At 72.6% G+C, this 20662-nt stretch carries 21 protein-coding genes; 8 read left to right on the top strand and 13 right to left on the bottom strand.

Annotation, left to right across the window (positions count from 1 at the left end; all coding sequences use genetic code 11):
- The first annotated feature begins 44 nt into the window (after positions 1-44).
- Positions 45-659 carry a DUF998 domain-containing protein gene (locus ACF09C_RS28250; RefSeq protein ID WP_392095460.1) on the top strand — a complete coding sequence of 205 codons (615 nt, stop codon included), beginning with the start codon at positions 45-47 and terminating at the stop codon, positions 657-659.
- A 105-nt stretch (positions 660-764) separates the two neighbouring features.
- The gene (locus ACF09C_RS28255; RefSeq protein ID WP_392095462.1) at positions 765-2060 is read left to right on the top strand and encodes an MFS transporter; all 1296 of its coding nucleotides are present in this window, start codon (positions 765-767) and stop codon (positions 2058-2060) included.
- Here ACF09C_RS28255 and ACF09C_RS28260 read toward each other — a convergent pair.
- The 5 genes from ACF09C_RS28260 to ACF09C_RS28280 form a co-directional block, all read right to left on the bottom strand.
- Complete coding sequence (locus ACF09C_RS28260; protein WP_392095463.1) at positions 2045-2815, bottom strand: hypothetical protein; 771 nt, start codon at positions 2813-2815, stop codon at positions 2045-2047. The two genes, ACF09C_RS28255 and ACF09C_RS28260, sit on opposite strands and share 16 nt — an antisense overlap.
- 90 nt (positions 2816-2905) lie before the next feature.
- A complete protein-coding gene (locus tag ACF09C_RS28265) occupies positions 2906-4195 on the bottom strand; it encodes a hypothetical protein (protein WP_392095464.1) in 1290 nt (429 codons plus the stop codon).
- Positions 4192-4533, bottom strand: coding sequence for a PadR family transcriptional regulator (locus tag ACF09C_RS28270; RefSeq protein WP_392095466.1), 342 nt, complete (start codon positions 4531-4533; stop codon positions 4192-4194). Before ACF09C_RS28270 ends, ACF09C_RS28265 begins: the two co-directional genes overlap by 4 nt.
- Positions 4534-4588: 55 nt before the next feature.
- On the bottom strand, positions 4589-5851 hold the full coding sequence (locus ACF09C_RS28275) for a serine hydrolase domain-containing protein (protein ID WP_392095468.1): 1263 nt from the start codon (positions 5849-5851) through the stop codon (positions 4589-4591).
- Positions 5852-6047: 196 nt separating this feature from the next.
- Positions 6048-6851, bottom strand: a complete 804-nt coding sequence (locus ACF09C_RS28280; protein WP_392095469.1) for an endonuclease I family protein — start codon at positions 6849-6851, stop codon at positions 6048-6050.
- Between the two features lie 306 nt (positions 6852-7157).
- On the opposite strand from ACF09C_RS28280, the gene ACF09C_RS28285 reads away from it, so the two are divergent.
- Positions 7158-8498, top strand: coding sequence for a flavin-containing monooxygenase (locus ACF09C_RS28285; protein WP_392095470.1), 1341 nt, complete (start codon positions 7158-7160; stop codon positions 8496-8498).
- A gap of 34 nt (positions 8499-8532) precedes the next feature.
- On the opposite strand, the gene ACF09C_RS28290 is transcribed toward ACF09C_RS28285, so the two are convergent.
- The 6 genes from ACF09C_RS28290 to ACF09C_RS28315 form a co-directional block, all read right to left on the bottom strand.
- Positions 8533-9744 (bottom strand): tryptophan dimethylallyltransferase family protein, encoded by a 1212-nt coding sequence (locus tag ACF09C_RS28290; RefSeq protein ID WP_392095574.1) that lies wholly within the window; start codon positions 9742-9744, stop codon positions 8533-8535.
- Positions 9745-9859: 115 nt separating this feature from the next.
- The gene (locus ACF09C_RS28295) at positions 9860-11194 is read right to left on the bottom strand and encodes a cytochrome P450 (protein ID WP_392095472.1); all 1335 of its coding nucleotides are present in this window, start codon (positions 11192-11194) and stop codon (positions 9860-9862) included.
- Between the two features lie 15 nt (positions 11195-11209).
- Positions 11210-11803: an ATP/GTP-binding protein gene (locus ACF09C_RS28300; protein ID WP_392095474.1), complete on the bottom strand. Its 594-nt coding sequence runs from the start codon at positions 11801-11803 to the stop codon at positions 11210-11212.
- Positions 11778-12155, bottom strand: a complete 378-nt coding sequence (locus ACF09C_RS28305; RefSeq protein WP_392095476.1) for a DUF742 domain-containing protein — start codon at positions 12153-12155, stop codon at positions 11778-11780. Before ACF09C_RS28305 ends, ACF09C_RS28300 begins: the two co-directional genes overlap by 26 nt.
- Positions 12152-12553 carry a roadblock/LC7 domain-containing protein gene (locus tag ACF09C_RS28310; RefSeq protein ID WP_392095478.1) on the bottom strand — a complete coding sequence of 134 codons (402 nt, stop codon included), beginning with the start codon at positions 12551-12553 and terminating at the stop codon, positions 12152-12154. Before ACF09C_RS28310 ends, ACF09C_RS28305 begins: the two co-directional genes overlap by 4 nt.
- The gene (locus tag ACF09C_RS28315; protein ID WP_392095479.1) at positions 12550-13722 is read right to left on the bottom strand and encodes an ATP-binding protein; all 1173 of its coding nucleotides are present in this window, start codon (positions 13720-13722) and stop codon (positions 12550-12552) included. The genes ACF09C_RS28310 and ACF09C_RS28315 overlap by 4 nt, the downstream gene beginning before the upstream one ends.
- Positions 13723-14044: 322 nt before the next feature.
- Between ACF09C_RS28315 and ACF09C_RS28320 the strand changes: the two genes are divergently transcribed.
- Both ACF09C_RS28320 and ACF09C_RS28325 read left to right on the top strand, forming a co-directional pair.
- The gene (locus ACF09C_RS28320; protein WP_392095481.1) at positions 14045-14566 is read left to right on the top strand and encodes a cupin domain-containing protein; all 522 of its coding nucleotides are present in this window, start codon (positions 14045-14047) and stop codon (positions 14564-14566) included.
- Positions 14563-14961 carry a VOC family protein gene (locus ACF09C_RS28325; protein ID WP_392095483.1) on the top strand — a complete coding sequence of 133 codons (399 nt, stop codon included), beginning with the start codon at positions 14563-14565 and terminating at the stop codon, positions 14959-14961. Before ACF09C_RS28320 ends, ACF09C_RS28325 begins: the two co-directional genes overlap by 4 nt.
- 11 nt (positions 14962-14972) lie before the next feature.
- Here the strand turns inward: ACF09C_RS28325 and ACF09C_RS28330 are convergent, their stop codons facing one another.
- The gene (locus ACF09C_RS28330) at positions 14973-16148 is read right to left on the bottom strand and encodes an ROK family protein (protein WP_392095485.1); all 1176 of its coding nucleotides are present in this window, start codon (positions 16146-16148) and stop codon (positions 14973-14975) included.
- A gap of 4 nt (positions 16149-16152) precedes the next feature.
- On the bottom strand, positions 16153-16902 hold the full coding sequence (locus ACF09C_RS28335; protein WP_392095487.1) for a 4'-phosphopantetheinyl transferase family protein: 750 nt from the start codon (positions 16900-16902) through the stop codon (positions 16153-16155).
- A 149-nt stretch (positions 16903-17051) separates the two neighbouring features.
- Here ACF09C_RS28335 and ACF09C_RS28340 point away from each other — a divergent pair, with 149 nt between their 5' ends.
- Genes ACF09C_RS28340 through ACF09C_RS28350 form a run of 3 tightly spaced genes read left to right on the top strand, consistent with a single transcriptional unit; the run spans position 17052 to position 20643 of the window.
- Positions 17052-18521 (top strand): uracil-xanthine permease family protein, encoded by a 1470-nt coding sequence (locus ACF09C_RS28340; protein ID WP_392095488.1) that lies wholly within the window; start codon positions 17052-17054, stop codon positions 18519-18521.
- Positions 18518-19936, top strand: a complete 1419-nt coding sequence (locus ACF09C_RS28345) for an amidohydrolase family protein (protein WP_392095490.1) — start codon at positions 18518-18520, stop codon at positions 19934-19936. The genes ACF09C_RS28340 and ACF09C_RS28345 overlap by 4 nt, the downstream gene beginning before the upstream one ends.
- Positions 19933-20643, top strand: coding sequence for a TSUP family transporter (locus tag ACF09C_RS28350; RefSeq protein ID WP_392095492.1), 711 nt, complete (start codon positions 19933-19935; stop codon positions 20641-20643). The genes ACF09C_RS28345 and ACF09C_RS28350 overlap by 4 nt, the downstream gene beginning before the upstream one ends.
- Positions 20644-20662: the final 19 nt, after the last annotated feature.

The following is a 20662-nucleotide window of genomic DNA, read 5'->3' on the forward strand; positions in this document are numbered from 1 at the left end:
CGCGTCCGCGTGGCGGCGGCGGGCCATCGGCTTACGGTGGGCGGATGCGACCTGTTCCACGGTGGGCCCTGATCTCCTCGGGGTGCGCGCCGCTCCTGCTGGCCGGGGGCTGGGTGCTCGCGGCACGTCTCGAGGGGCCCGGCTACGACCCCGCCACCCAGACGATCAGCGTCCTGGGCGCCTATGGCGCCGAAGGGTTCTGGGTGATGACCGGCGCGCTGCTCGCCCTGGGCGTCTGCCATCTGCTGACCGCCTGGGGGCTGCGCCCGGCGGCGCCCGCCGGACGGTGGGCCCTCGCGGCCGGCGGGGTGACGGCCTTCGTCGTCGCCCTGGTCCCGGCGCCCAGCAGCGGAGGGTCCCTGCGCCACGGCTCGGTCGCCGCCGTCGGCTTCGTCCTCCTGGCCCTGTGGCCCGTCCTGGCCGCCCATCGGCACCGAGCCGCCCCGTGGGGCCTGCGGCTCCTGCCGGCGGCGGCCGCGACCGCCCTGATGGCCCTCGGGGCGGTCTGGTTCCTGGTCGAGACACACCGCGAGGGCGCCCCCGGCGCCGCCGAACGCCTTGTGACCTGCATGCAGTCGGTGTGGCCCTTCGTGGTGGTGGCCTCCTGCCTCCGCTTCTCCGCCGAGGACCGCCCCGACCCTTCCCGAACCATTCCCTGACGTCATCCGGCCCTCCCCTGGACAAAAGCCCCTTCTGAGGCCCCCTGGCGGCGTCGATCATGGAATCCGGTGCGCCCGGCGGCGCGGGAACGAGGACGGGCGGGCATGGACAGGAGCACGGACCCGGCGGCCTCCACCCACCCCTTCCGCGCCCTGCGCGTCCGCAACTTCCGCCTCTTCGCCACCGGCCAGGTCGTCTCCGTCGCCGGCACCTGGATGTCCGTGGTGGCGCAGGACTGGCTCGTCCTGGAGCTGACGAACGACTCCGCCACAGCCCTCGGTACCGTCACCGCCCTGCAGTTCGCCCCGATGCTGCTGTTCACCCTGTACGGCGGGCGGCTCGCCGACCGCTACGACAAACGGGCCCTGCTCACCGGCGCCAACCTCGTCTCCGGGCTGCTCGCCCTCCTCCTGGCCGTCCTCGTCCTCACCGGTACCGCCGGGCTCGCGCACGTCTACGTCTTCGCCTGCGCCCTCGGCCTGGTCAACGCGGTCGAGGTGCCCACCCGGATGTCCTTCGTCGGCGAACTCGTCGGCCCGGAACTCCTGCCCAACGCCTCGGCGTTGAGCGCCGCGTACTTCAACGTCGCCCGGGTCGTCGGCCCCGCCCTCGCCGGCCTGCTCATCACCGTGTCCGGCACCGGCTGGGTCCTGCTGATCAACGGGCTCAGCTACGCCGCGACCGTGCTCGCCCTGCGGCGCATGCGCCCGGAGGAGATCCTGCGCGCCGGCCGCCCGCCCGGCCGCGCCCGGGTCGTCGACGGCCTGCGCCATGTGCGAGGCCGCCCCGACCTCCTCGTCCCGCTCGCCCTGGTCGCCGGGGTGAGCCTCCTGGGACTGAACTTCCAGCTCACGCTGCCGTTGCTGGCCAAGACGGTCTTCCACGCCGACGCCACCTCGTTCGGCCTGCTGACCACGGCCTTCGCCGCCGGCTCGCTGGGCGCCGCGTTCCTCACCACCGCCCGCAGATCCCGGCCCTCGGGGCGGCTCGTCACCGGCTCGGCCCTGGCCTTCGGCGTCCTGGAGACGGCGGCCGGCCGGGCGCCCGGCTATCCGGCCGCCGTGGTCCTGCTCTTTCTCACCGGCGGCGCCTCGATCTTCTTCGTCCAGGCCGCCAACCATCGCGTCCAACTCGGCAGCGACCCCCGCTACCGGGGCCGGGTGCTCGCCCTCTACACCCTCATCCTCCAGGGCTCCACACCCGTCGGCGCACTGATGCTGGGCGCCGTCGGTGCGGAGTGGGGAGCCCGTGCCTGCTTCGTCGTCGGAGGTCTCGCCTCCCTCGGCACCGCCCTCGCCGCGCTCGCCCACCGCGCGGGCCGCTCGGGCCCCGAGAAGGACCCGAGCGGGACGTCCGACCCGGCGGACGTCCGGGCCGACGCCGGTCAGTCGCCCGGCTGAGCCTCCCAGGCCTTCGAGAGCCCCGCCAGCCAGACCGGGGGCAGCTCCCCGAGGTCCCACTCCTCCCGCAGCGCGGCCGGCGCCGCGACGAGCCGTTCGAGCACGGCGACGCTGCTGGGGGAGTGCAGCAGGGAGTAACGGCCGTGGATGGAGACGTCACTGCCGGGTCCGTACTCCGTGTACAGCAGGGTCAGCCGCTCGCGCCGGCCGTCGGCGAACTCCGCGAGCCGGCCCGCGTAACCGGCCCGCTCCGCGGTGCTCATCGTGCCGAGCACCGCGACGAGGACCTCGTCCGACACCTCCGGATCGAGGTCCGATTCGTGGGTGAACGTGAGGTAGAGCGGGGTCACCGCCACCTTGGCGCGTGCCACGTCCACCCCGGCGACCGGGGGATGGACGTGCGCGGTGTCGGCGACGGGCGGCGCGTCCGGCCCGAGCGCCTCCCGTACGGCGTGGTCGGCCCTGCGGAGCAGCGCGTGGCCTGCCGTCCGGGCGCAGTCCTGCCACCCGGAGGCGTACCGCTGCCCCTTGCCCGCGGGGACACCGGCCTCGACACCGGCGAGGTCGCCGTGCGCCTCCGTGAGGGCGCCCGCCTCGACGAGCGCGAGCAGCCGCCCGGCCTCGTCCGCCGGTACGCCGGTGCGCCCGAGGAGTTCGAGGAGGGTCGTCTTCGCGTTCACCACGTCGGCCGAGTGCACCAGGGTGGCCGGGTGGACGACGTTCGCTTCCTGGGGCGGCGGCTGCTCCGAGTTCATGGTCACCATGCTGCCCGACGGGACCCTCCGTCAGGTGAACGCCGTAGGGACCGGATCCACCGGAATTCCGGTCCCTTGCTTCGGCGGGTCCTACCAGCGCGCCGGGTTCGTAGGTCCCGGCCCCGAATCCCAGGGTCCGGCGCCGCCCGGGTCCGGGGATTCCGGTCGGGTGCCGCCCGGTCCCGTTCCCCCGGCCTCCGGGCCGCGCGCCGTGCGGGCGGCAAGGCCCGCGCCGATCACGCCGAGGGTCAGTCCGAGCACCGGGAAGATGCCGAGCGTGAAGACCAGGGCATCGGTCAGGTTCGTGCCGACGGGACCCCGCCCGCCGACGAGGAGCGTGCCGTCGATCGCGTACCGGCGCAGTGCCTCGGGCAGCCAGAGGGCGTACGTCAGCGGCATGGCCGTCACCACCGTCCACAGGGAGGCCAGCAGACCGGCACGGAACGACCGGCCCGCGCGCCTGGCCACGAACGCCGGGAGCAGGAAGACGGCGACCGGGACGAGCGGCAGGGCGAGCGTGAGCACCAGGAGGAGCGCGAGCGGGGGTTCCGCGCCGTCGGTGCGGAGAACCATCAGGAGCCAGGCGGCGAACAGGACGCCGGCGGTGGCGCCGAGGTGGGGCGCCGGCCGCTCGGTGCCCAGCCGGCGGGGCGGCGCGAGGGCGAACCCCAGGCAGCCGGCGAGGACGGCCGCGAGGTGGATCGCCGCGAGAGGCGGCAACCGGTCCGCCGCGCCCGGTTCCCGGCGCAGGAAGACCACGGTGACCGCGATCGCCGCGACGACGCCCGCGACCACCAGGAAGGTCGGAACGGGGACCGGCAGTGCGGGCCGCCCGGCGCGGGCGACGGCGAGGACCACGAGGGCGCCGACGAGCGCGGTGAAGGCCGCGGCGAACACGTCGAGTCCTGGCACCGCCGCGCCGGCCAACGGCCCCGCGGCCGCCGTCGACGCCACGACGGCCGCGGCCACGAGGGTGACCACTCCCGGCCTGCCGCCGCCCGCGCCCAGCCAGAGCGTGGCCCGGACGCTGGAGAGGGCGAACCGCCACCGCTCCGCACGCCCCTCCACCTCGGTCAGTTCGGCGGCCATCGCCGCGCCCCACTCCCGGCGGCGTTCGGGCAGCGCCGCGACCGCGGCCGTGAGCAGCCGCTCCGGCGGGTCCATCGGGGCCAGCCGGGAGCCGGTCGTGACCCACCAGTGGTGCAGGACGAACCGCGCGGCGAGCACCCACAGCAGCGGCGGGAGGACGAGCTGCACGGCGGCCGTGTCGGGGGTGGGCAGCTGGTCTGCGGTCACGAGGGCGACGGCGAAGACCGCGGCCCAGACTCCCGCGATGACACAGGTCGTGACGGTCTGAAAGGTACGGAGGGTCCAGCTCACGCGCCCTGCCACCTCGCCTTCGGACGGTCCGGGCGGGGAGCCGGCGCGGGGGTGGGGGCAGGGGCGGGCGCGGCGGCGGCGAGTTCGGTGGCCAGGACCCGGCCCGCGCCGGTCAGCCGGTAGAGATGCCGCGGCGGCCGACCGGCGGGCACCTCGGTGTCCCAGGTGGTCTCCAACAGGTCCCGGTCCGTCAGGCGCGTCAGGATCGGGTACATCGAGCCGGGCTTGATGCCCAGTTGGCGGCACAGCTCGTAGCCGTACCGCCAGGCGGCGGGTTGCTCCGCGAGCGCCAGGACCACGGCTGTGGTCTGCGCGGACGGGCGTCGGACACGGGTCATGGCCGTAACTCTATATAGTCAGAGTTGTGGTCCGGAAGCCCCGTGCCCCGGCGGATCAGTCGATCGTCAGGGGGGTGTCCGGCGCGAGCTTCGCCGCGATGCGCTGGGCGACCACCTCGGCCTGGTTGCCGTCGGGCGTGGTCGCCGTCTTGGTCGCGGAGACGGCGATGGCGAGCCGCTTCGACGGCAGGTACGCCTGGATCGCCTGGTACCCCGAGAACGACGGGTTCTGCACCAGCCAGCCGTTGACCACGATGACGCCGAGCCCGAAGTGCTGGGCCTCGGTCTGCTTCAGGCAGATCGAGGCGGGGCAGGTCGGGCTCGCCCCGCCGAGGCCGACCGTGCCCGGGTTGAGCAGGGTGCGGTACGAGCGGGGCGAGATCAGCTCACCCTTGCCGATGCCCTCGGCCGAGCGGGCCAGGTCGCAGACGTCGGTGGTGATCACCGCGCCGGGGGCGGTGGTCCACGACGGGTTCCAGAAGGTGGACTCCTCGTAGAGGCCCCGGTCGGAGGTGAAGGCGTGCAGGACCGGGCGCGGGATGTCCGGGGTGAAGTTGTTCCGGGTGTTGCGGAGCCCGAGCGGCTTCCAGACCCGCTCCTTCATGAACGTGTCGATCCGGGTGCCCGTGATCTTCTCGATCACCGTGGTCAGGAGCAGGTAGTTGGCGTGCGAGTAGCTCCAGCTGGTGCCCGGCTCGTACCAGAACGAGTGCTTGAGCGGGAACGCCAGCAGCTCCGCCGGGGTCCAGTGCTTGAACGGGTGGGCCTCCAGCTCCGCCCCGAACGCCGGGTCGGTGACGTAGTCGTGGAGGCCGGTGGTGTTGTTGGCCAGCATGCGCACGGTGATCTGCTCGGCCTTGGGCAGATCGGGCAGCCAGCGCTCCACGGTGTCGTCGAGCCGGACCTTCTTCTCCTCGACCAGCTGCAGGAGGCCCGTGGCGATGTGCGCGAAGGCCACCGAACCGGCGCGGAAGTGCATGTCCGGCTCGGCCGGGACCCCGGTCATCGACTGCCCGAGCGCGTCGGTGGCGACCTCGCGCCCGTCGATCGTGACCCGCAGCTCCACGGAGTTCAGGGCGAGCTCGTTCTTGGCCTTGCGGGCGATCTCCAGGACCTGCCGGGCCCGCGGGTCGCGCGGGTTCTCGGTCCGCACGCAGTCGCGGCCACCGCCGCCGCCCGGACCCGGGCCGGGTGCGGGCGCGGCTGCGGGCGAGGCGACGGTCGTCGGGGCCGTGAGGCCGAGGAGGGCGGCGCAGAGCAGGGCCGTACGGGCGGCCGCACGCGCGCGCCGACGCCTCGGGGAGGGTGTCTGTGTCATGCCCGGCACTATGGCGGGAAGCCCACCCCGAACCGGTCGAACACTCCGCAGAGCGGGCGATACGCGCCCATGTGGGGCAGACTGCGTCCGCCAAGGGGCCGAGCCCACGTGCCCGGGGGCCGAGCCCCGCGCCGAGGGGCGGGGGGCTCGGCATGCGGGGAGCGCGCGGACGGCGCCCGGCCCGCGTGGCCGCGCTCTACCAGATCGCCTCGACCCACTCCGGGTGGTCGATGAACGGGTTCCGGTTGCCCTGGTAGGTCTCGAAGATGAGGTCGTTGCGCCGCTCCTCGAAGGCGCTCGGCGGGTCCTGCTCGTTCCACTGCTTCAGCACCGAGAGCCGGCCGTGCAGCGGGACGCTGCCGTTGGAGGTCGACTCGTTGGCCTCCAGGTCGGCCCAGGCGTCGTCGCCCTCGTAGCGCACGGCCATGTAGAGGATCATCCGGGCCACGTCACCCTTGTCGGCGGCGCGCGGCTCGAAGGAGTTGGAGTCCGTGTAGCTGCCGGGGGCGCCGCTGACCGCGCTGCCGCCGTTGTCGAAGTCCTTGTTGCCGCGGATGCTGTTGACCTGGACGTCGCACGCGCGCAGGTGGTGCAGGTCGGTGCCGGGTCCGGCCGAGGTGCCGAAGTTGCCGTGCGACTGGGCCCACACGTGCTCGCGGTTCCAGTTGCCGACGGCCCCGCCGTTGAGGGACTTGCTGCGCGAGGTGCCGCTGTAGAGCAGGACCACGTTGGCGCTGTTGTTCGGGTCCTGGTCGGTGGCCTTCAGCGCGTTCCAGACGGCGTCGTACGAGATCTTCGTCTGGCTCTTGATGATGGTGTGGAGCGAGGACTTCAGGCTCGGACCGGTCTTGCCGATCGCGTCCTTGTAGTACGTGCTGTCGTACGCGGTGGTCGTCGCGTTCGCCGGGGTGGCGGTGACGGCCGGGAGCGTGAGGGTGACGAGGACGGCGGATATCGCCGCCGCCACGGACTTCCATCTGCGGGGGTGCACAACGGACATGGGGGGCCTTTCGTGGGGGACGGCACGCGGGGGACCGGTGGGCGGGCTCAACGCCACGTCGATCTACGCGTGTTGACTGTGTGCAAGCGGGAGCGTCGCACGGGGGAGGGGATGGCCGTGTAACTCGGAGAAGGCTTTTTCGTGACGTTCTCGCATACGCCGCAACCGGGGCCGTCCTCCGGCCGTCACCTCGGCGACTCGCCCCGAGGGTCGCTCGGTATCGTGATCCCGCCGGGCGCCAGCCCGGGGGCTGCGGCGCCGGCCGCCGCCCGGTGCGAGGACGGATGGTGTTCTGTGCAGGGATCCTTGGGCGACTCGCAAGCCGGCGGTGTTCCCCGCGCCGCGACCGTGTGCGTCATCGGCGCGGGTCTTTCGGGGCTCGCGGCCGCGCACGCTCTGGCGGCTCGGGGAATCGACTTCGTCTGCCTGGAGAGGGCGGCGGACGTCGGAGGGATCTGGCGGCAGCCGGGAGCCGGCGAGCGGGGGCCCGGCTACCAGTCCCTGCACCTGAACACCGCGAAGCAGCTCACCGGTTACTCCGACTTCCCGATGCCGGACGAGCTGCCCCTCTATCCCGGACACGCCGATGTCGCGGCCTATCTGCGCGCGTTCGCGGAGTGGGCCGGGCTGCTGCCGCACGTCGAACTGGACACGGACGTGCTCGCGGTGCGACGGGACGGCGACGGTACCTGGACGGTCACCAGCCGGGACGCGCGCGGAGAGGTGACGCGACGCGGCTTCGAGCACATGATCGTCGCCTCCGGCCACAACACGCGGGCGGCGCTGCCGGATCCGCTGCCGCCGGGCGCCGAGTCCTTCCCCGGAACGATCCTGCACTCGATGGACTTCCACGACGGCGGCGACTTCGCCGGACAGCGGGTCGTCGTCGTGGGGATGGGGGCCTCCGGCGTGGACATCGCCTGCGACCTCTCCCGGTACGCGGCCAGGACCACGCTCTCCGTGCGCCGGGGGCTGCACCTCGTGCCCAAGCAGCTCTTCGGCATGTCCGTGGACCTGATCGCCGACGCGCCCTGGTGGCAGGACATGGCCTTCGACGACCAACGGCGCTTCGTCGAGAAGGCGTTGTTCGTGGCGCGGGGGAAGCTCTCGGACTACGGCCTCCCGGAGCCCGACCACGCCATCTTCTCCTCCGCCGTGACCATCTCCGACGAGATACTCAGCCGGATACGGCACGGGGCGGTGGTCCCCAGGCCCGCGATCGACTCGCTGGACGGCGCCCGCGTCACCTTCGCCGACGGGACCGTCGAAGAGGCCGACGCGATCGTCTACTGCACCGGATTCGGGATGGACTTCCCCTTCCTTCCCGCCGGTTGCCCGACGGGTGACGGGCGGGGCACGGTCGAGCTCTACAAGCGCGTGGTCGCCCCCGACCTGCCCGGCCTCCACTTCGTCGGTCTGATCCGCCCGGTGGGCTCGATCACGCGTCTCGTGGAGGCCCAGTCGCGGTGGGTCGCGGGGATCGTCGAGGGCAAGGCCGCCCTGCCGCCCGCGGACGTCATGCGCGAGGAGATCGGCACCTATCTGGAGGGCATCGAGGAACGCTACGGGCGGACCACGGGTGGCTCCTCCATCCAGGTGGACGTCGGCCCCTACCTGCGCGAACTGAGGGAGTTGCAGGAGGCGTAGCGGGGCGGTCGGAGCCACGGTCCGCCCCGGTCCGTCAGTGGCCGGCTCCGACCCGCGCGAGCGGTGCGGCGGCCGGCGGCCGGACCGCGTACGCCTCCGATGAGATGTACGCGGTCACCCGCAGGGGCTTGCCCGCCTGGTGGGCCAGGGCCAGGTAGGCGATCAGGCCGGCACCGTCCTCCAGCCTCCGCGGGGTCACGGCGCTCAGCGCCTCCACGAGGGGCGCCGGGTCCATGCCGTGGCGACGGAGGAGCGTCACCGCCCGGTCGAGGGCCTCCCCGTCGTGGCGCGCGTAGTCGCGGACGGGGACGTGCAGGGTGAAGCCGCTGGGCCGGGCGGACCTCGTCGAGGTGAACGCGTGGCAGCTGAGGCCCGGCCGGCGGTCGAGCGGTACGTCGAGGCCGAGCCGGGAGCCGGGCCCGAAGGCGGCCTGCCCGGCGGCCGTGCGGAAGAACCGCGTGATCTGCGAGCGGGCCGGGCCCCCCGGGGTACGGACCAGGCCGGGCGCCTCCCGGGCCGAGAGGTCGCGGTGCACCAGGTAGACCTTGACCCGGGGCTCCTCCCAGTCGCCGAGGTCCAGCGCGAAGAACAGCGGACGCTCGCTCGGGGGGAGCGAACCGAACGCCCGGTCGTGGCCGAGCCTGCCGAGGGCCTCGCGCACCGTCGCGACGGAACGTTCCTCCCCGGACGCCGCGGGATTCAGGTACACCTTGACCTTGGGCACTCCGCCGGGGAGCAGTTCCAGCGCCAGCCAGAGCGCCAACGGGCCCTCCGGGGCCGCGGGGAAGAACAGGTCCTCCAGCTCGTCGAGCCGCTGTGTGGAGAACCCCCAGCGCCGCGCCAGCGCGCGCACGGCCCGCAGCCCGACGCGTCCGTTCTCCGCCAGGCTGCCGGCTCCGCACCCCGGCTCGAGCAGCACCCGCAGGGTCGGTGGCGCGTCCGGGGTGAAGGCGAGCGAGTACTCGACCGGTGTGTGGTCGTCGGAGAGGAAGGAGTCGTAGGGCGGGGGCATGTCGAGCGGCCGCTCGGCGACCGGGCCGAGCACCGACAGCAGCGTCCGCGCGTACTCCACCGAGTCGTTCCCGCTCAGTCCCGCGGCCTCGCAGAGCCGCAGGATCTGTCTCGCCGCGTGACCGCCGAGCGTCTCCCCGGGGAGCGGAGGCCAAGAAGATACCCGCCCCGAGGGGCGGGTATCGAAGGGGCGGATCGCCGCGAGTTGACGCATGACACCGGGATCGGCGGACATCTGCTCCACCCGACACCTCCCTAACCTCATGAGCACGCCAGAACAACGCGAAGCTCACTACCCCCGAGGTTGAACGTTCATGCGGATGCGGCAACTCCGTTCGATGTTGCCTCGATCACTTGGCGAGCCAGTTGAGGAACTGGCTCCACATCCCCCCGCGCTTGCGACCCTGCTCGGCCGACGCGGCCGGCTCCGGCTGCGCCTGCGGAGTGCTTCGGCGCGCCGGCTCGACCGGGGTGAAGCGGGCCGGCAGCGTGGTGAGGCCCCGGTTGAACGGACCGGGACGCCAGACCAGGCTCTCCTCCGGCACGGCCAGATCGACATCGGGGAGCTGGTTGAGCAGGTTCTCGATGGCGGTGACGGTGATCTGCCGCGCGGGCTCCTTCGAAGGGCAGGCGTGCGGGCCCGCGCTCCACGCCAGGTGGGACCGGTTGCTGCCGGCCTCACGCGCGGCCGACAGCTTCGGCCCGGTGTTGGCCGCCGCGAAGCTGACCAGGACGAGATCGCCCGCCGCCAGCTTCGTACCGGCGAACTCCAGGTCGGTGGCCGGGTAGTGGGGCGCGTAGTTCGGCATGGGCGGGTTGTCCCACAGCGTGTCGTCGATGGCCTCGTCGATCAGGCCACCGCCGTCGGCGTACCGGTCGTCCGTGAGCAGCCGGTGCAGCGTGTTGCCGATCAGGTTGCCCAGCGGGTCGGTCCCCGCCCCCAGGAGCAGGGCGACCTGGTGGACCATCTCCTCGTCGGTCAGCTTCGCCGGGTGCTGCAGCAGCCAGGAGGTGACGTCCTCACCGGGCTTGGCGCGCTTGAGCGCCACCAGCTCGCCGACGGCTCCGAACAGCACCTCGACCGCCCGCTCGGCGTTCACGCCGTCGAACATGCCGGTGATGCCGAACAGCACGCGGTCGCCGATGTCGGCCGGGCAGCCGAAGACCTCGTTGAAGACGAAGAGCGGCAGCTGCCGCGCGTAGTCCCCCAGGAGGTCGGCGGAACCACGCCCGCCGAACCGCGAGATGAGGTAGTCGGACACCTGTTCCGTGGTCCGGCTCAGCTTGCGTGCGTCGACCCGGGCCATGCTGTCCGTGATCGCCTGCCGCAGCCGCAGGTGCTCCGCGCCATCGCTGAACATGGCGTTGGGCCGGTACGCGAGGACCGGGACGACCGGGTTGTCCGGGCTGATCAGCCCCTCGTTGAGGTGCCGCCAGCGGCGCGCGTCCTTGCGGAAGTTGCCCGAGTCCTGGAGGAGCTGCAGGGCCGCCTGGTAGTCCGTGACGAGGGTGGCCTCCACCCCGGGAGCCAGCTCGACGGGCGCGGTCGGCCCGAAGTGGCGCATATAGGCGTAGTACGCGTCCGGATCGGCCTGGAACTCCGGGCCGTGCAGCGGGATCCGGCCGCCGTCGGCGTGCGCGGGGCACCCCGGCGGGGGTACGGGTGCGGTGGATCGAGCGTCCATGATTTCTCTCTGCTTCTAGTGAGCGCGGTCCAGCAGGTACCGGACGAGGGTGATCAGCGCGTCGGCGGACGACTTCTCGTCACGCGCGTCGCAGGTGACGATCGGGGTGTCGTCGAGCAGGTCAAGCGCCTCGCGGAGCGCCCGCTCCTCGCGGTCCGGGTTCCCGTCGAAGTGGTTGACGGCGATCGCGTAGTCGAGCCCGTACTGCTCGATGAGGTCGATCACGGCGAAGGAGTCCGCGAGCCGCTCCGGGTCGACGAGCACCAGCGCGCCGAGGGCGCCGCGCGCCATGTCCTCCCACATCTGGACGAAGCGCTGCTGACCGGGCGTGCCGAACAGGTACAGCACGACCCGCTCGCTGATCGTCAGCCGGCCGAAGTCCATCGCCACCGTGGTGGTGGTCTTGGAGCGGACGCCCTTGAGGTCGTCGAACGACTCGCCCGCGCGGGTCATCGTCTCCTCGGTCTTCAGCGGAGGGATCTCCGAGATCGCACCGATGAACGTGGTCTTGCCGACGGCGAAGTGGCCGACGACGAGGATCTTGACGGCGGTCTGCGTGGCGCCGTCGCGCACGTACGCCTGCTCACCCAAACTTGGCGCGGAGACCATTCAGTACCTCCTCGAGGATGTCTCGGTCCGCGAGCGCGGCACGCTGCACGGGCGGGCGGGTGATGAGGTATCCGCCCTCGGCGAGGGCGGAGAGGAGGATCCTGACCACACCGATGGGCAGCCGGGTGTGCCCCGCGACCTCGGCGACCGAGAGATAGCCGGCGGTGCACAGGTCCAACAGGCTCTGCTCCTCCGGCGAAAGCCGGGTCGGGCGCTGCTGGTGGTCGGCGGACGCGGTGACCAGGGTCACCAGCGACAGCTGCTCCTCGTCGGGCAGGCCGCGCCCCTTGGTGATGACATAGGGACGGACTAACTCAGCGGCCTCCGGCTCCCGTTCGTCGAAGCGGCTCATGAGCGGGCGCCGAGGTTCTCGCGCGGCGGCGTGGTCAGCGCCTTGCCGAGCTGGCCGACGAGCTGCTGCATACGGAAGGTGATGTCCTGCATGTCGACGTCGGGCGAGGCCGAGACGCCGAGGTAGGCGCCGTCGCCAGCGGAGATCAGGAAGACCCAGCCGCCGTCGAACTCGACCAGCGTCTGGCGCCACTGCAGGCGACCGGGCTCGACGAAGAAGCCGAGCGAGCGGCTGAGCGACTGCATACCGCTCATCGCCGCGGCCACCGTGTCCGCGTTGTCCTTGCCGAACGCCTTGGTACGGGCCATCAGCAGGCCGTCCGCAGAGACCAGGACCGCGTGCAGCGCCCCGGGTATCTCCAAGGCACTGTCAAGCATCCATGACAGATCGTCGTTCACGAGACCTCATGCCCTTCGCTGCTCGCATCACGTGTGCTGCTCGAATGATCCGCCGCGTCCGAGCGGGCGGCCCGTCCGGACTGCGTGCCCCGCTGGAAGGCCCCCATGATCGCGGCGGTCTCCGCGCCGGAGCGCGCCGGAGCGGGTGCGGACTGCTCGCCGCCGGGGACGATGGCCATCGGCCGCTTGCGGCGGCGCTTCGGCAGACCGTCGTCCGTGGTGGCGGTCGCCGCCACGACGGGCGTGGGGCCGCTCGGCTCCGGCATGGCGGTCGCGGGCGCGGCCGGCTGCGGGGCCCTCTTCTCCGGCATTCCGGTGAGCAGGTCGTGCGGAATCAGGAGGACGCTGCGGACGCCTCCGTACGGCGAAGTGGAATCCACGGACACCTCGAATCCGAAGCGCTCACTGAGCACTCCGATCACGGCGAAACCGAACTGCGGCGGGCTGCCGAGCCCGGAGACACCGGACACCCGCTCGGTGGAAAGGAGTTTCTCGGCCCTGACCCGTTCCTCGTCGTTCATACCGACACCGGCGTCGTCGACGACGATGCAAATGCCCTTGGGCACGGTACGGATATTGATCTCGACCACGGTGTCCGGGCTGGAATAGCTGGTCGCGTTGTCGAGGAGTTCGGCGAGCGCGAGGGCCACCGGCTCGACGGCGCGGCTGGTGATGCCGAAGTCGACCTGGGAGAGGATCTCCACCCGCCGGAAGTGGCGGATGCGGCCCTGGGCGCTGCGGACCACGTCGTAGACCGACGCGATCTCGCGGTGCCGGCCGAGCCAGCCGTCGCACAGGACGGCGATCGACTGGGCGCGCCGGCCGAACTGCGAGTTGGTGTGGTCGATCTCCAGGAGGTCCCGGAGAATGACGGAGTCCCCGTACTTGTTCTGCAGTCCGGAGATGACCAACTGCTGTTCGGCGGCGAGGCCTTGGAGCGTCCGCATCGCGGACTTGAGGACCGACTTGGTCGATTCCTGTGCGCGCTCCTTCTCTTCCTCGACGGATTTCGTGTAGCTGTTCTCCAATTCGGAGTAATGTGCCTTGAGCTCCTCGGTCCCCTGCCGTAAGGTCCGAATCGCCTTGCGCTGGCGAACGATGACGGCGGCGGCGCCAAGGGTGGCGGCCAGGAGGACCCAGAGGACCGGGTTCTGTACGTAATACGTCATAAGGCTCTCTTCAGGCGACTGACGGTGCAGCTGATTTCCGTCAATGCGGGTGGCCCGGCCGGCCTTCCGGTGTCCGGGGGTACCGATCCGGAGGGTCGCCGTGGTCGGAGATGTCGTCGTGCACCCATCCACCGCTCCGCAAGCGTGGCGATCTTAGCACCGGGCACGAACAGGTGACCGAGCGTCAAAGAGGCGCTCCAGCAGGGCTTCTCGGTTCGACCTGAGTTCACCGTGCGTTCAACTCTCGCCGCGGTGCTCCTGGGCCCGGCTCGGGCGCGAAAGCCCTGGCCAGAAGCGTGTTCATGATCGTAAAGTCCGGATCATGACTCAGAACGCATCCCACGGAACTCCGTCCACCGCCCCCTTTCCTCCGGTCCTGACCCGGCACGCCGAGGCCGAGACCTGCGCCGACCCCAGCAGCGTGATGCGGCTGTTCGCCGACTCGGACGGCACGGCCGACGGATTCACCAGCTACCGCTCCACCTTCGCCAAGGGCGCCGTGGGCGCACCCGCGCACTTCCACACCAAGGCGACCGAGCTGTTCTTCGTGATCAGCGGCTCCCTCCAGGTGCTGGTGGGGGAGGAGGTCACCGTCCTGGAGGCGGGCGACTTCCTCGCCGTGCCGCCGCACACCCCGCACGCGTTCGCCGCCGCCCCCGGCTGTGAGGCGGACGTCCTGTTCGTCTTCACGCCGGGCATGGGCCGCTTCGACTACCTTCGGCTGCTCGGCCGCGTGATGCGCGGCGAGGCGGACCCCAAGGAGATCGCCGCGTCCGCCGAGCGCTACGACAACCACTATGTCGACAGCCCGGTCTGGCGCGCGGCCCTTGAGGCCTCGGCGTGATCGACGGCACCGTGCACGTCCGCGTGGCCAGGCCCTCGCGGGACCTCGCCGCCGCCGAGAGGTTCTACGTGGACGGCCTCGGCCTCGACGTCCAGTGGCGGACGACCGAACGCGTCCCGGGCAAGCACGACCTGCTGATGGTCGGCCCGAAGAACGGCTCCTGGCACTTCGAGCTGACCCGCGACCCGGAGCACCCGGTGGAGCCGACGCCCACCGTGGAGGACCTCTTCGTGCTCTACCTCGGCGAACCTGCGGAGCAGTCGCTGATCGACCGCCTGCTGGCGGCCGGCGGTACGCGGGTCGCGGCGCACAACCCCTACTGGGACGAGTACGGCGTCACGATCACCGACCCGGACGGCTACCAGCTGGTGCTCTGCTCCCGCACCTGGGGCTGAGACCGAACTCCCTAGGGGTGCGGGCGGCGTTCGAAGACGACGTCGCGCGCCGTGTCCAGGGCGATGGCGAGGGCGCCGTGCAGCACCGCGTCCTCGCCGAGGGTGCTCGCGGCCACCCTGGGGCGGATCGGCGTGATCGCCCGCAGCGTGGTCCGCACCGTACGCAGCAGCAGATCCGCGCTGTGGCCGACGCCGCCGCCGAGGACCACGAGATCGGGGTCGAGCACCGCGGACACGGCGGCCACCGTGTGCGCGAGGCGCTCGCCCTCCAACTCGACCGCCTCGACGGCGGCCCGGTCGCCCGACCGGGCCGCGTCGAAGACGTCCTTCGCGCTGAGGTCCCCGGTCATCCCCCGCTCCCGGGCGGCGGCGACCACAGCGTCACCGGAGACCAGGCCCTCCAGAGTGCCCGGTCCCTGGCGCCCCGGCCACGGTAGGAAGCCGATCTCGCCCGCGCCGCCGTGGGCGCCCGTGAAGAGCCGGCCTTCGCTCACCACGCCCATGCCCAGGCCGGTGCCGATCATCAGGTACACGAAGAGCCTGCTGCCCGCGCCGACCCCGACCGTGTACTCGCCGAGCGCGGCGAGATTGGCGTCGTTGTGGACGGCCAGGGGCAGGCCGAGCCCCTCGCGCATCCGGTCGAAGAGCCCCGGGCGCCCCCAGCCGGGCAGGTTCCCCGCGAACCGGACCCGTCGCAGCTCCTCGTCGTAGACGCCGGGAGTGCCCACGACCGCCTGCACGATCGTGGCCGCCGCGACTCCGGAACTCGCCACGAGCTGCCGTGCGGTGGCGACGGCCAGGTCCGCCATCGGGCCGGAGCTGCGGGCCTGGTTGCGCACCTCCGTGCGGGCCACGACCGTGCCGTCGAGGTCGGCGAGGGCGACGCGCAGCCAGGCGCGGCCGATGTCGATGCCGAGCGCGTAGCCCGCGGTGGGATCCGGTGCGTAGAGCACGGCGGTCCGGCCGCGTTCGGGCGTGTGGACCCCCGCCTGTCTGACGAGTCCGGCCTGTTCGAGCGAGGCCAGGGCGCTGGAGACCGTGGGCTTGGACAGGCCCGTGGTCCGGGCGAGCTGGGCCCGGGAGGCGGGTCCCGCGGAGCGCAGCAGACCGAGCAGCAACCGCTCGTTCCCGCTGCGCAGGCGCTGCGGGTTCCAGATCTGCTCGCCACCCACGTCGTTGCTGGTCATCCCGTCATTCTGGCGTATCGCACGAGCCCTTGGGCGCGGTGTCGTGCGCTCGGATCCGGACGGCCACGGCACCCGCGTGCGTGGGGTCGACCATGACGTCGCCGATCCGCCAGCCCGGCAGCCGGGCCTCGCAGGGTTCGGCCGCGCCGATGAGGTCGAGCGCGAGCCCGCGGGCCAGACCGGTGCCGAGACCCTTCAGATACGCCTCCTTGCGCGCCCAGGTCCGCGCGAAGGCGCGCGGCCGCTCGGCCGAGGGCAGCGCGGCCAATTCCTCGGCCTCGCGCGGATGCAGCATCGGCGCGACCTCTTCGACCGTGTCCGGCTCCGGGAGCCGCTCGACGTCCACCCCGACCGGGGTCGCCGCGAAGGCGAGCAGGCCGAGGCCGTCGCTGTGCGAGAGGGAGAAGTGGAGGGGATCGCCCTCGACGGCGGGCCGCCCGTGCGGCTCCCGGCACTCGGGGCACGGCCGCCGTACGAGCGGCACGTCCTGGGGCTTCATCCCCAGGTAGCCCCCCAGCAACACCCGCAGCCCGACGTGCACTTCGGCGTACGTACGCCGGTCCGCGTCGCTCCGGAACCCCCGCGCGGTCTCCCGCTCCCCGGCGTCGAGCACGTCCATCCGCTCGGCGGACAGGTCGACTTCGGGCGCCCGGACGAGCCACACGTGCGGCGCCTCACCGGGAACGGGCAGCGCGGGCGGCGTGGGCGGCTCCAGCTCGGGGGAGTGGGGGAGCAGCCGCGGCACGATCTTCATGGGGACAGTCTAGGAGGCCTTGACGCTGGGCGGGGGCCCTCGGATACTGGCGGCCAAATCGATTTGGCCAAATCGATTTGGCCCTCCGTCCCGGGGCCGGATCGCGGCTGAAATCCGCGCGTGCAGCGACGCCCGAACGGAGCCCCTACGTGTCCACTCCCCAGCAACACCCCGGCACGGAACGACGAACCCCCGCCCCCGAGACGCCCGAACCCGCCGCAGCCCAGGCACCCGCCTCGGAGACCCCCGAGCCGTCCGTGCCCGAGCCGCCGGCTCCCGGCACGCCCCACCCCGTCGACCAGTCCCGCCCGTTCGGCCGGATCCTGCTCTTCGGGGTCCAGCACGTGCTCGTCATGGCCGCCACCCCCATCTCGGCGATCTTCCTGATGAGCGCGACCCTCCGCCTCGACCCCGGACTCACCGTCAACCTCCTCTCGGCGGCCTTCGTGCTCTCCGGGGTCGGATCCCTGATCCAGTCGCTCGGCCCCTGGAAGTTCGGGCCCCGCCTGCCCTTCGTGATGCTGCCGGGCGGCGCGCCCCTCATCCTCTTCCTCGCCATCGCGGAACAGCACGGTCTGCGCACCGCGACCGGGGCCGTGATCCTCACCGCGGCCTTCTGCTTCCTCGTCCTGCCCCTCTTCTCACGGCTGTTGGCCTGCTTCCCGGCCCTCGTCATCGGCACGATGATCGTCATCGTCGGCGTCAACCTGGTGAAGGTCGGCGCGGTCCTCGTCACCGGCCGCCCCGGCACACCCGGCTTCGCCGACCCCCTGAACCTCGGTCTGGGCCTCGCCACCATCGGCTTCACCGTCGGCTTCTACCTGCTCTTCAGCGGCATCCTGCGCCAACTGGCCGTCATGCTCGGCCTGCTGGCCGGCACCGGCCTCGCCGCCGCCCTCGGAACCGTCGACCTCGACCCCGTCACCGACGGCGGGCTGCTCACCCTGCCGCAGCTGATGCCGTTCGGCTCGCCCCAGTTCAACCTCGTCGCCGCCCTGCCGCTGATGCTCTACAGCCTCGCCTCCATGGCCGAGGCCACCGGACAGACCGTCATCAACGCGGAGGCCGTCGGCAAGGAGATCGACACCCGCGCCGACGTCCCCAAGACCGTCCGGGGCGACGCGCTCACCTCGCTCTTCGGCGGCTTCCTCGGACTGCCGCTCATGGTCACCAGCGGCGAGAACATCGGCATCGTCCGCGTCACCGGCGTCCGCAGCCGCTTCGTCACCGCGGCGGCCGGCGTCGTGCTCATCCTGATCGGTTTCCTCGCCCCCGTGACCCGGATGATCAGCGTCGTCCCCGCCGCGGTCGTCGGCGGCACGGCCATGGTCGTCTTCGCCGTGATCACCGTGCTCGGCGTCCAGATGCTCGGCCGCTCCGACCTCGGCACGCACACGAACACCTTCGTCTGCGCCGTCGCCCTCGCGCTCGGGCTGCTCCCGATCCTCGTTCCCGGCGTGTACGGCGGCTTCCCGCCGAACCTCCAAATCCTCCTCGAAAGCGGCGTCGCCGTCGGCGCGTTCGTCGCCGCCGTCCTCAACATCCTCTTCCACCACGTCAGGCCGCGCCTCGCCGGACGACCGACCCTCGCCCGCCCCCGTACGGAAAGCGACCGATGAACCAGCCCGAGCAGCTCACCCATGACGTTCTCGCCCGTGTGGACCGGCCACTCCTGCTCGCCCCGGACGCCGTCCTGCTGCCCGAGGGCCCGGCCGACGGTCACGCGGTCGTGGTCGCCGACGGCTCCTTCCAGCGCGTCGGACCCCTCCAGGAGCTGACCCGCACCCACCCCGACCTCGATCCGGTCCCGCTCCCGGGGCACCTCCTGATGCCCGGCTTCGTCGACGCCCACCACCACCTCACCCAGAGCTTCGGTGCGGCGCTCGCCTTCGGGGAGCCGTCCGAGATCTTCCGCAGGGTGTGGGTGCCGCTGGAAGGCGCCCTGGACGAGGAAGCGGCCTACGTCGCCGCCAAGTTGGCCGCGCTCGAAGCCCTGCGCGGCGGCTTCACCACCGTCGCCGACGCGGGAACCCGCGCCGACGTCGACGTCGACGTGGTGGCCGGCGCGGCCCGCGACGCCGGCATCCGGTGCGTCCTCGGCCTGGTCCGCAACGACGCCGACGGTGCGGACCAGGTCGACCCGGAGGGCGCCGAGAAGCACCTCGCGCGCTACGCGGGCGACCCGCTGATCCACGCCTCCCTCGCCGTCTCCATCCCCGAGGCCGCCACCGAGGAGACCCTCCGGCGCACGGCCCGTCTCGCGGCCGAGGCCGGAGCGGTCCTCCAGATCCACGTCAACGAACACCTCGCGGGCGTCGAACGCTCCCTCGTACGCCACGGACTGCGGCCCCTGGAGCACCTCCACGGACTCGGCGTCCTCGGCCCCCACCTGCTGGCCGCGCACGCCACCCTCCTCACCCCGCGCGAACTCACCCTGCTCGCCGACACCGGGACCGCCGTCAGCTACAACCCCGTCGCCAGCGCCTGGAAGGGCAACGCCGTCGCGCCCGCCACCGCCATGGCCGAGCGGGGCATCCGCTTCGGCCTGGGCACCGACGGAACGCGCGGCGACGGCTTCCGGCTCGCCGACGCGGCCGAGTTCGCCCAGCGCCTGGCCTACGGGCTCGCCACCGGCGACTCCTCCTGCGGCGCCGGCTGGACCTGGCTGGAGCACGCCACCCGCGGTGGAGCCGACGCCGTGGGCCTCGCCCCGCGGACCGGCACGATCGCCGAGGGCCTCGCCGCCGACTTCCTCCTCGTCGACACGACCACCCCCGAGCTCGCGCTCTCCTGGGACCTGCCCTGGGAGCTGGTCCGGCGCGGCAACCGCGACCAGATCACCGCGGTGTTCGTCGCCGGCAGGCTGCGCCTGTGGGAAGGACGGCCCGTCGACTGGGACGGGGCCGGCCTCGTGCGCCGGGCCGCCGAACTGGCGCGTACGGCCGTGGGCGGCGCCGCCATCACCCGCGTCCACCCGACCTCGACCGCCGCGCGGGCGGAGCGGACGGCACGGGCCGTGAGGAGCGCGAGGTGACGGCCGGGACGCTGGCGATCCTCGCCCTCACCGTGACGGCCGCCGCCTTCGTCCAGGGCAGCAGCGGCCTCGGCTTCGCCCTGATCGTGGCCCCGGTGGCGGGCCTGATCGATCCGCGGCTGCTCCCCGTGTTCGTCCTGGCGGCGATGATCCCGCTCAATCTGTACGTCGCCTGGCGCGAACGGTCCTCGCTCGACCTGCGCGGGGCGGGCTGGATCACTGCCGCGCGCCTCGGGGCCACCCCCGGCGGCCTCGCGCTGCTGTGGCTGATCCCGGAGCGCGGCCTCGGGCTCTTCGTGGGCCTCGCCACCGTGCTCGCGGCGGTCGTGAGCCTGGTGGCGCCCGCGTTCACGCCGGGGCGGGCCGCCTATGTGGGCGCGGGCGCGGTGACGGGCCTGACGGAGACGGCGACGGGGGTCGGCGGCCCGCCGCTCGCCCTCGTCTACCAGCACCGGCCGCCGGCGGAACTGCGGTCCACCGTCGCCGTCTGCTTCCTCGTCGGTGAAGTCGCCTCGCTGCTGCTGCTGTTCGCGACGGGGGAGGGGCGGCCCGCCGACCTCGTCCTGGCCCTGGCGCTGGCTCCCGCGATCGCCGCGGGAGCCTGGCTGAGCCGCTTGGCCCACCACCGGATCGACGCGCGGCGGATGCGGCACTTCGTGCTCGGCTTCGCCCTCGTCTCGGGGGCCCTGCTGATCCTCGGTCTCTGACCGGCGCCGTCAGGGAGTG

This window comes from Streptomyces sp. NPDC014870 (assembly GCF_043081505.1).
In the GTDB taxonomy this organism is placed as follows: Bacteria; Actinomycetota; Actinomycetes; order Streptomycetales; family Streptomycetaceae; genus Streptomyces.

Coding starts and splice junctions, on each gene's coding strand:
- ACF09C_RS28250 (WP_392095460.1), top strand. CDS start 45: ATGCGACCTGTTCCACGGTGGGCCCTGATCTCCTCGGGGTGCGCGCCG.
- ACF09C_RS28255 (WP_392095462.1), top strand. CDS start 765: ATGGACAGGAGCACGGACCCGGCGGCCTCCACCCACCCCTTCCGCGCC.
- ACF09C_RS28260 (WP_392095463.1), bottom strand. CDS start 2,815: ATGAACTCGGAGCAGCCGCCGCCCCAGGAAGCGAACGTCGTCCACCCG.
- ACF09C_RS28270 (WP_392095466.1), bottom strand. CDS start 4,533: ATGACCCGTGTCCGACGCCCGTCCGCGCAGACCACAGCCGTGGTCCTG.
- ACF09C_RS28275 (WP_392095468.1), bottom strand. CDS start 5,851: ATGACACAGACACCCTCCCCGAGGCGTCGGCGCGCGCGTGCGGCCGCC.
- ACF09C_RS28280 (WP_392095469.1), bottom strand. CDS start 6,851: ATGTCCGTTGTGCACCCCCGCAGATGGAAGTCCGTGGCGGCGGCGATA.
- ACF09C_RS28290 (WP_392095574.1), bottom strand. CDS start 9,744: ATGTCCGCCGATCCCGGTGTCATGCGTCAACTCGCGGCGATCCGCCCC.
- ACF09C_RS28295 (WP_392095472.1), bottom strand. CDS start 11,194: ATGGACGCTCGATCCACCGCACCCGTACCCCCGCCGGGGTGCCCCGCG.
- ACF09C_RS28300 (WP_392095474.1), bottom strand. CDS start 11,803: ATGGTCTCCGCGCCAAGTTTGGGTGAGCAGGCGTACGTGCGCGACGGC.
- ACF09C_RS28305 (WP_392095476.1), bottom strand. CDS start 12,155: ATGAGCCGCTTCGACGAACGGGAGCCGGAGGCCGCTGAGTTAGTCCGT.
- ACF09C_RS28315 (WP_392095479.1), bottom strand. CDS start 13,722: ATGACGTATTACGTACAGAACCCGGTCCTCTGGGTCCTCCTGGCCGCC.
- ACF09C_RS28320 (WP_392095481.1), top strand. CDS start 14,045: ATGACTCAGAACGCATCCCACGGAACTCCGTCCACCGCCCCCTTTCCT.
- ACF09C_RS28330 (WP_392095485.1), bottom strand. CDS start 16,148: ATGACCAGCAACGACGTGGGTGGCGAGCAGATCTGGAACCCGCAGCGC.
- ACF09C_RS28335 (WP_392095487.1), bottom strand. CDS start 16,902: ATGAAGATCGTGCCGCGGCTGCTCCCCCACTCCCCCGAGCTGGAGCCG.
- ACF09C_RS28345 (WP_392095490.1), top strand. CDS start 18,518: ATGAACCAGCCCGAGCAGCTCACCCATGACGTTCTCGCCCGTGTGGAC.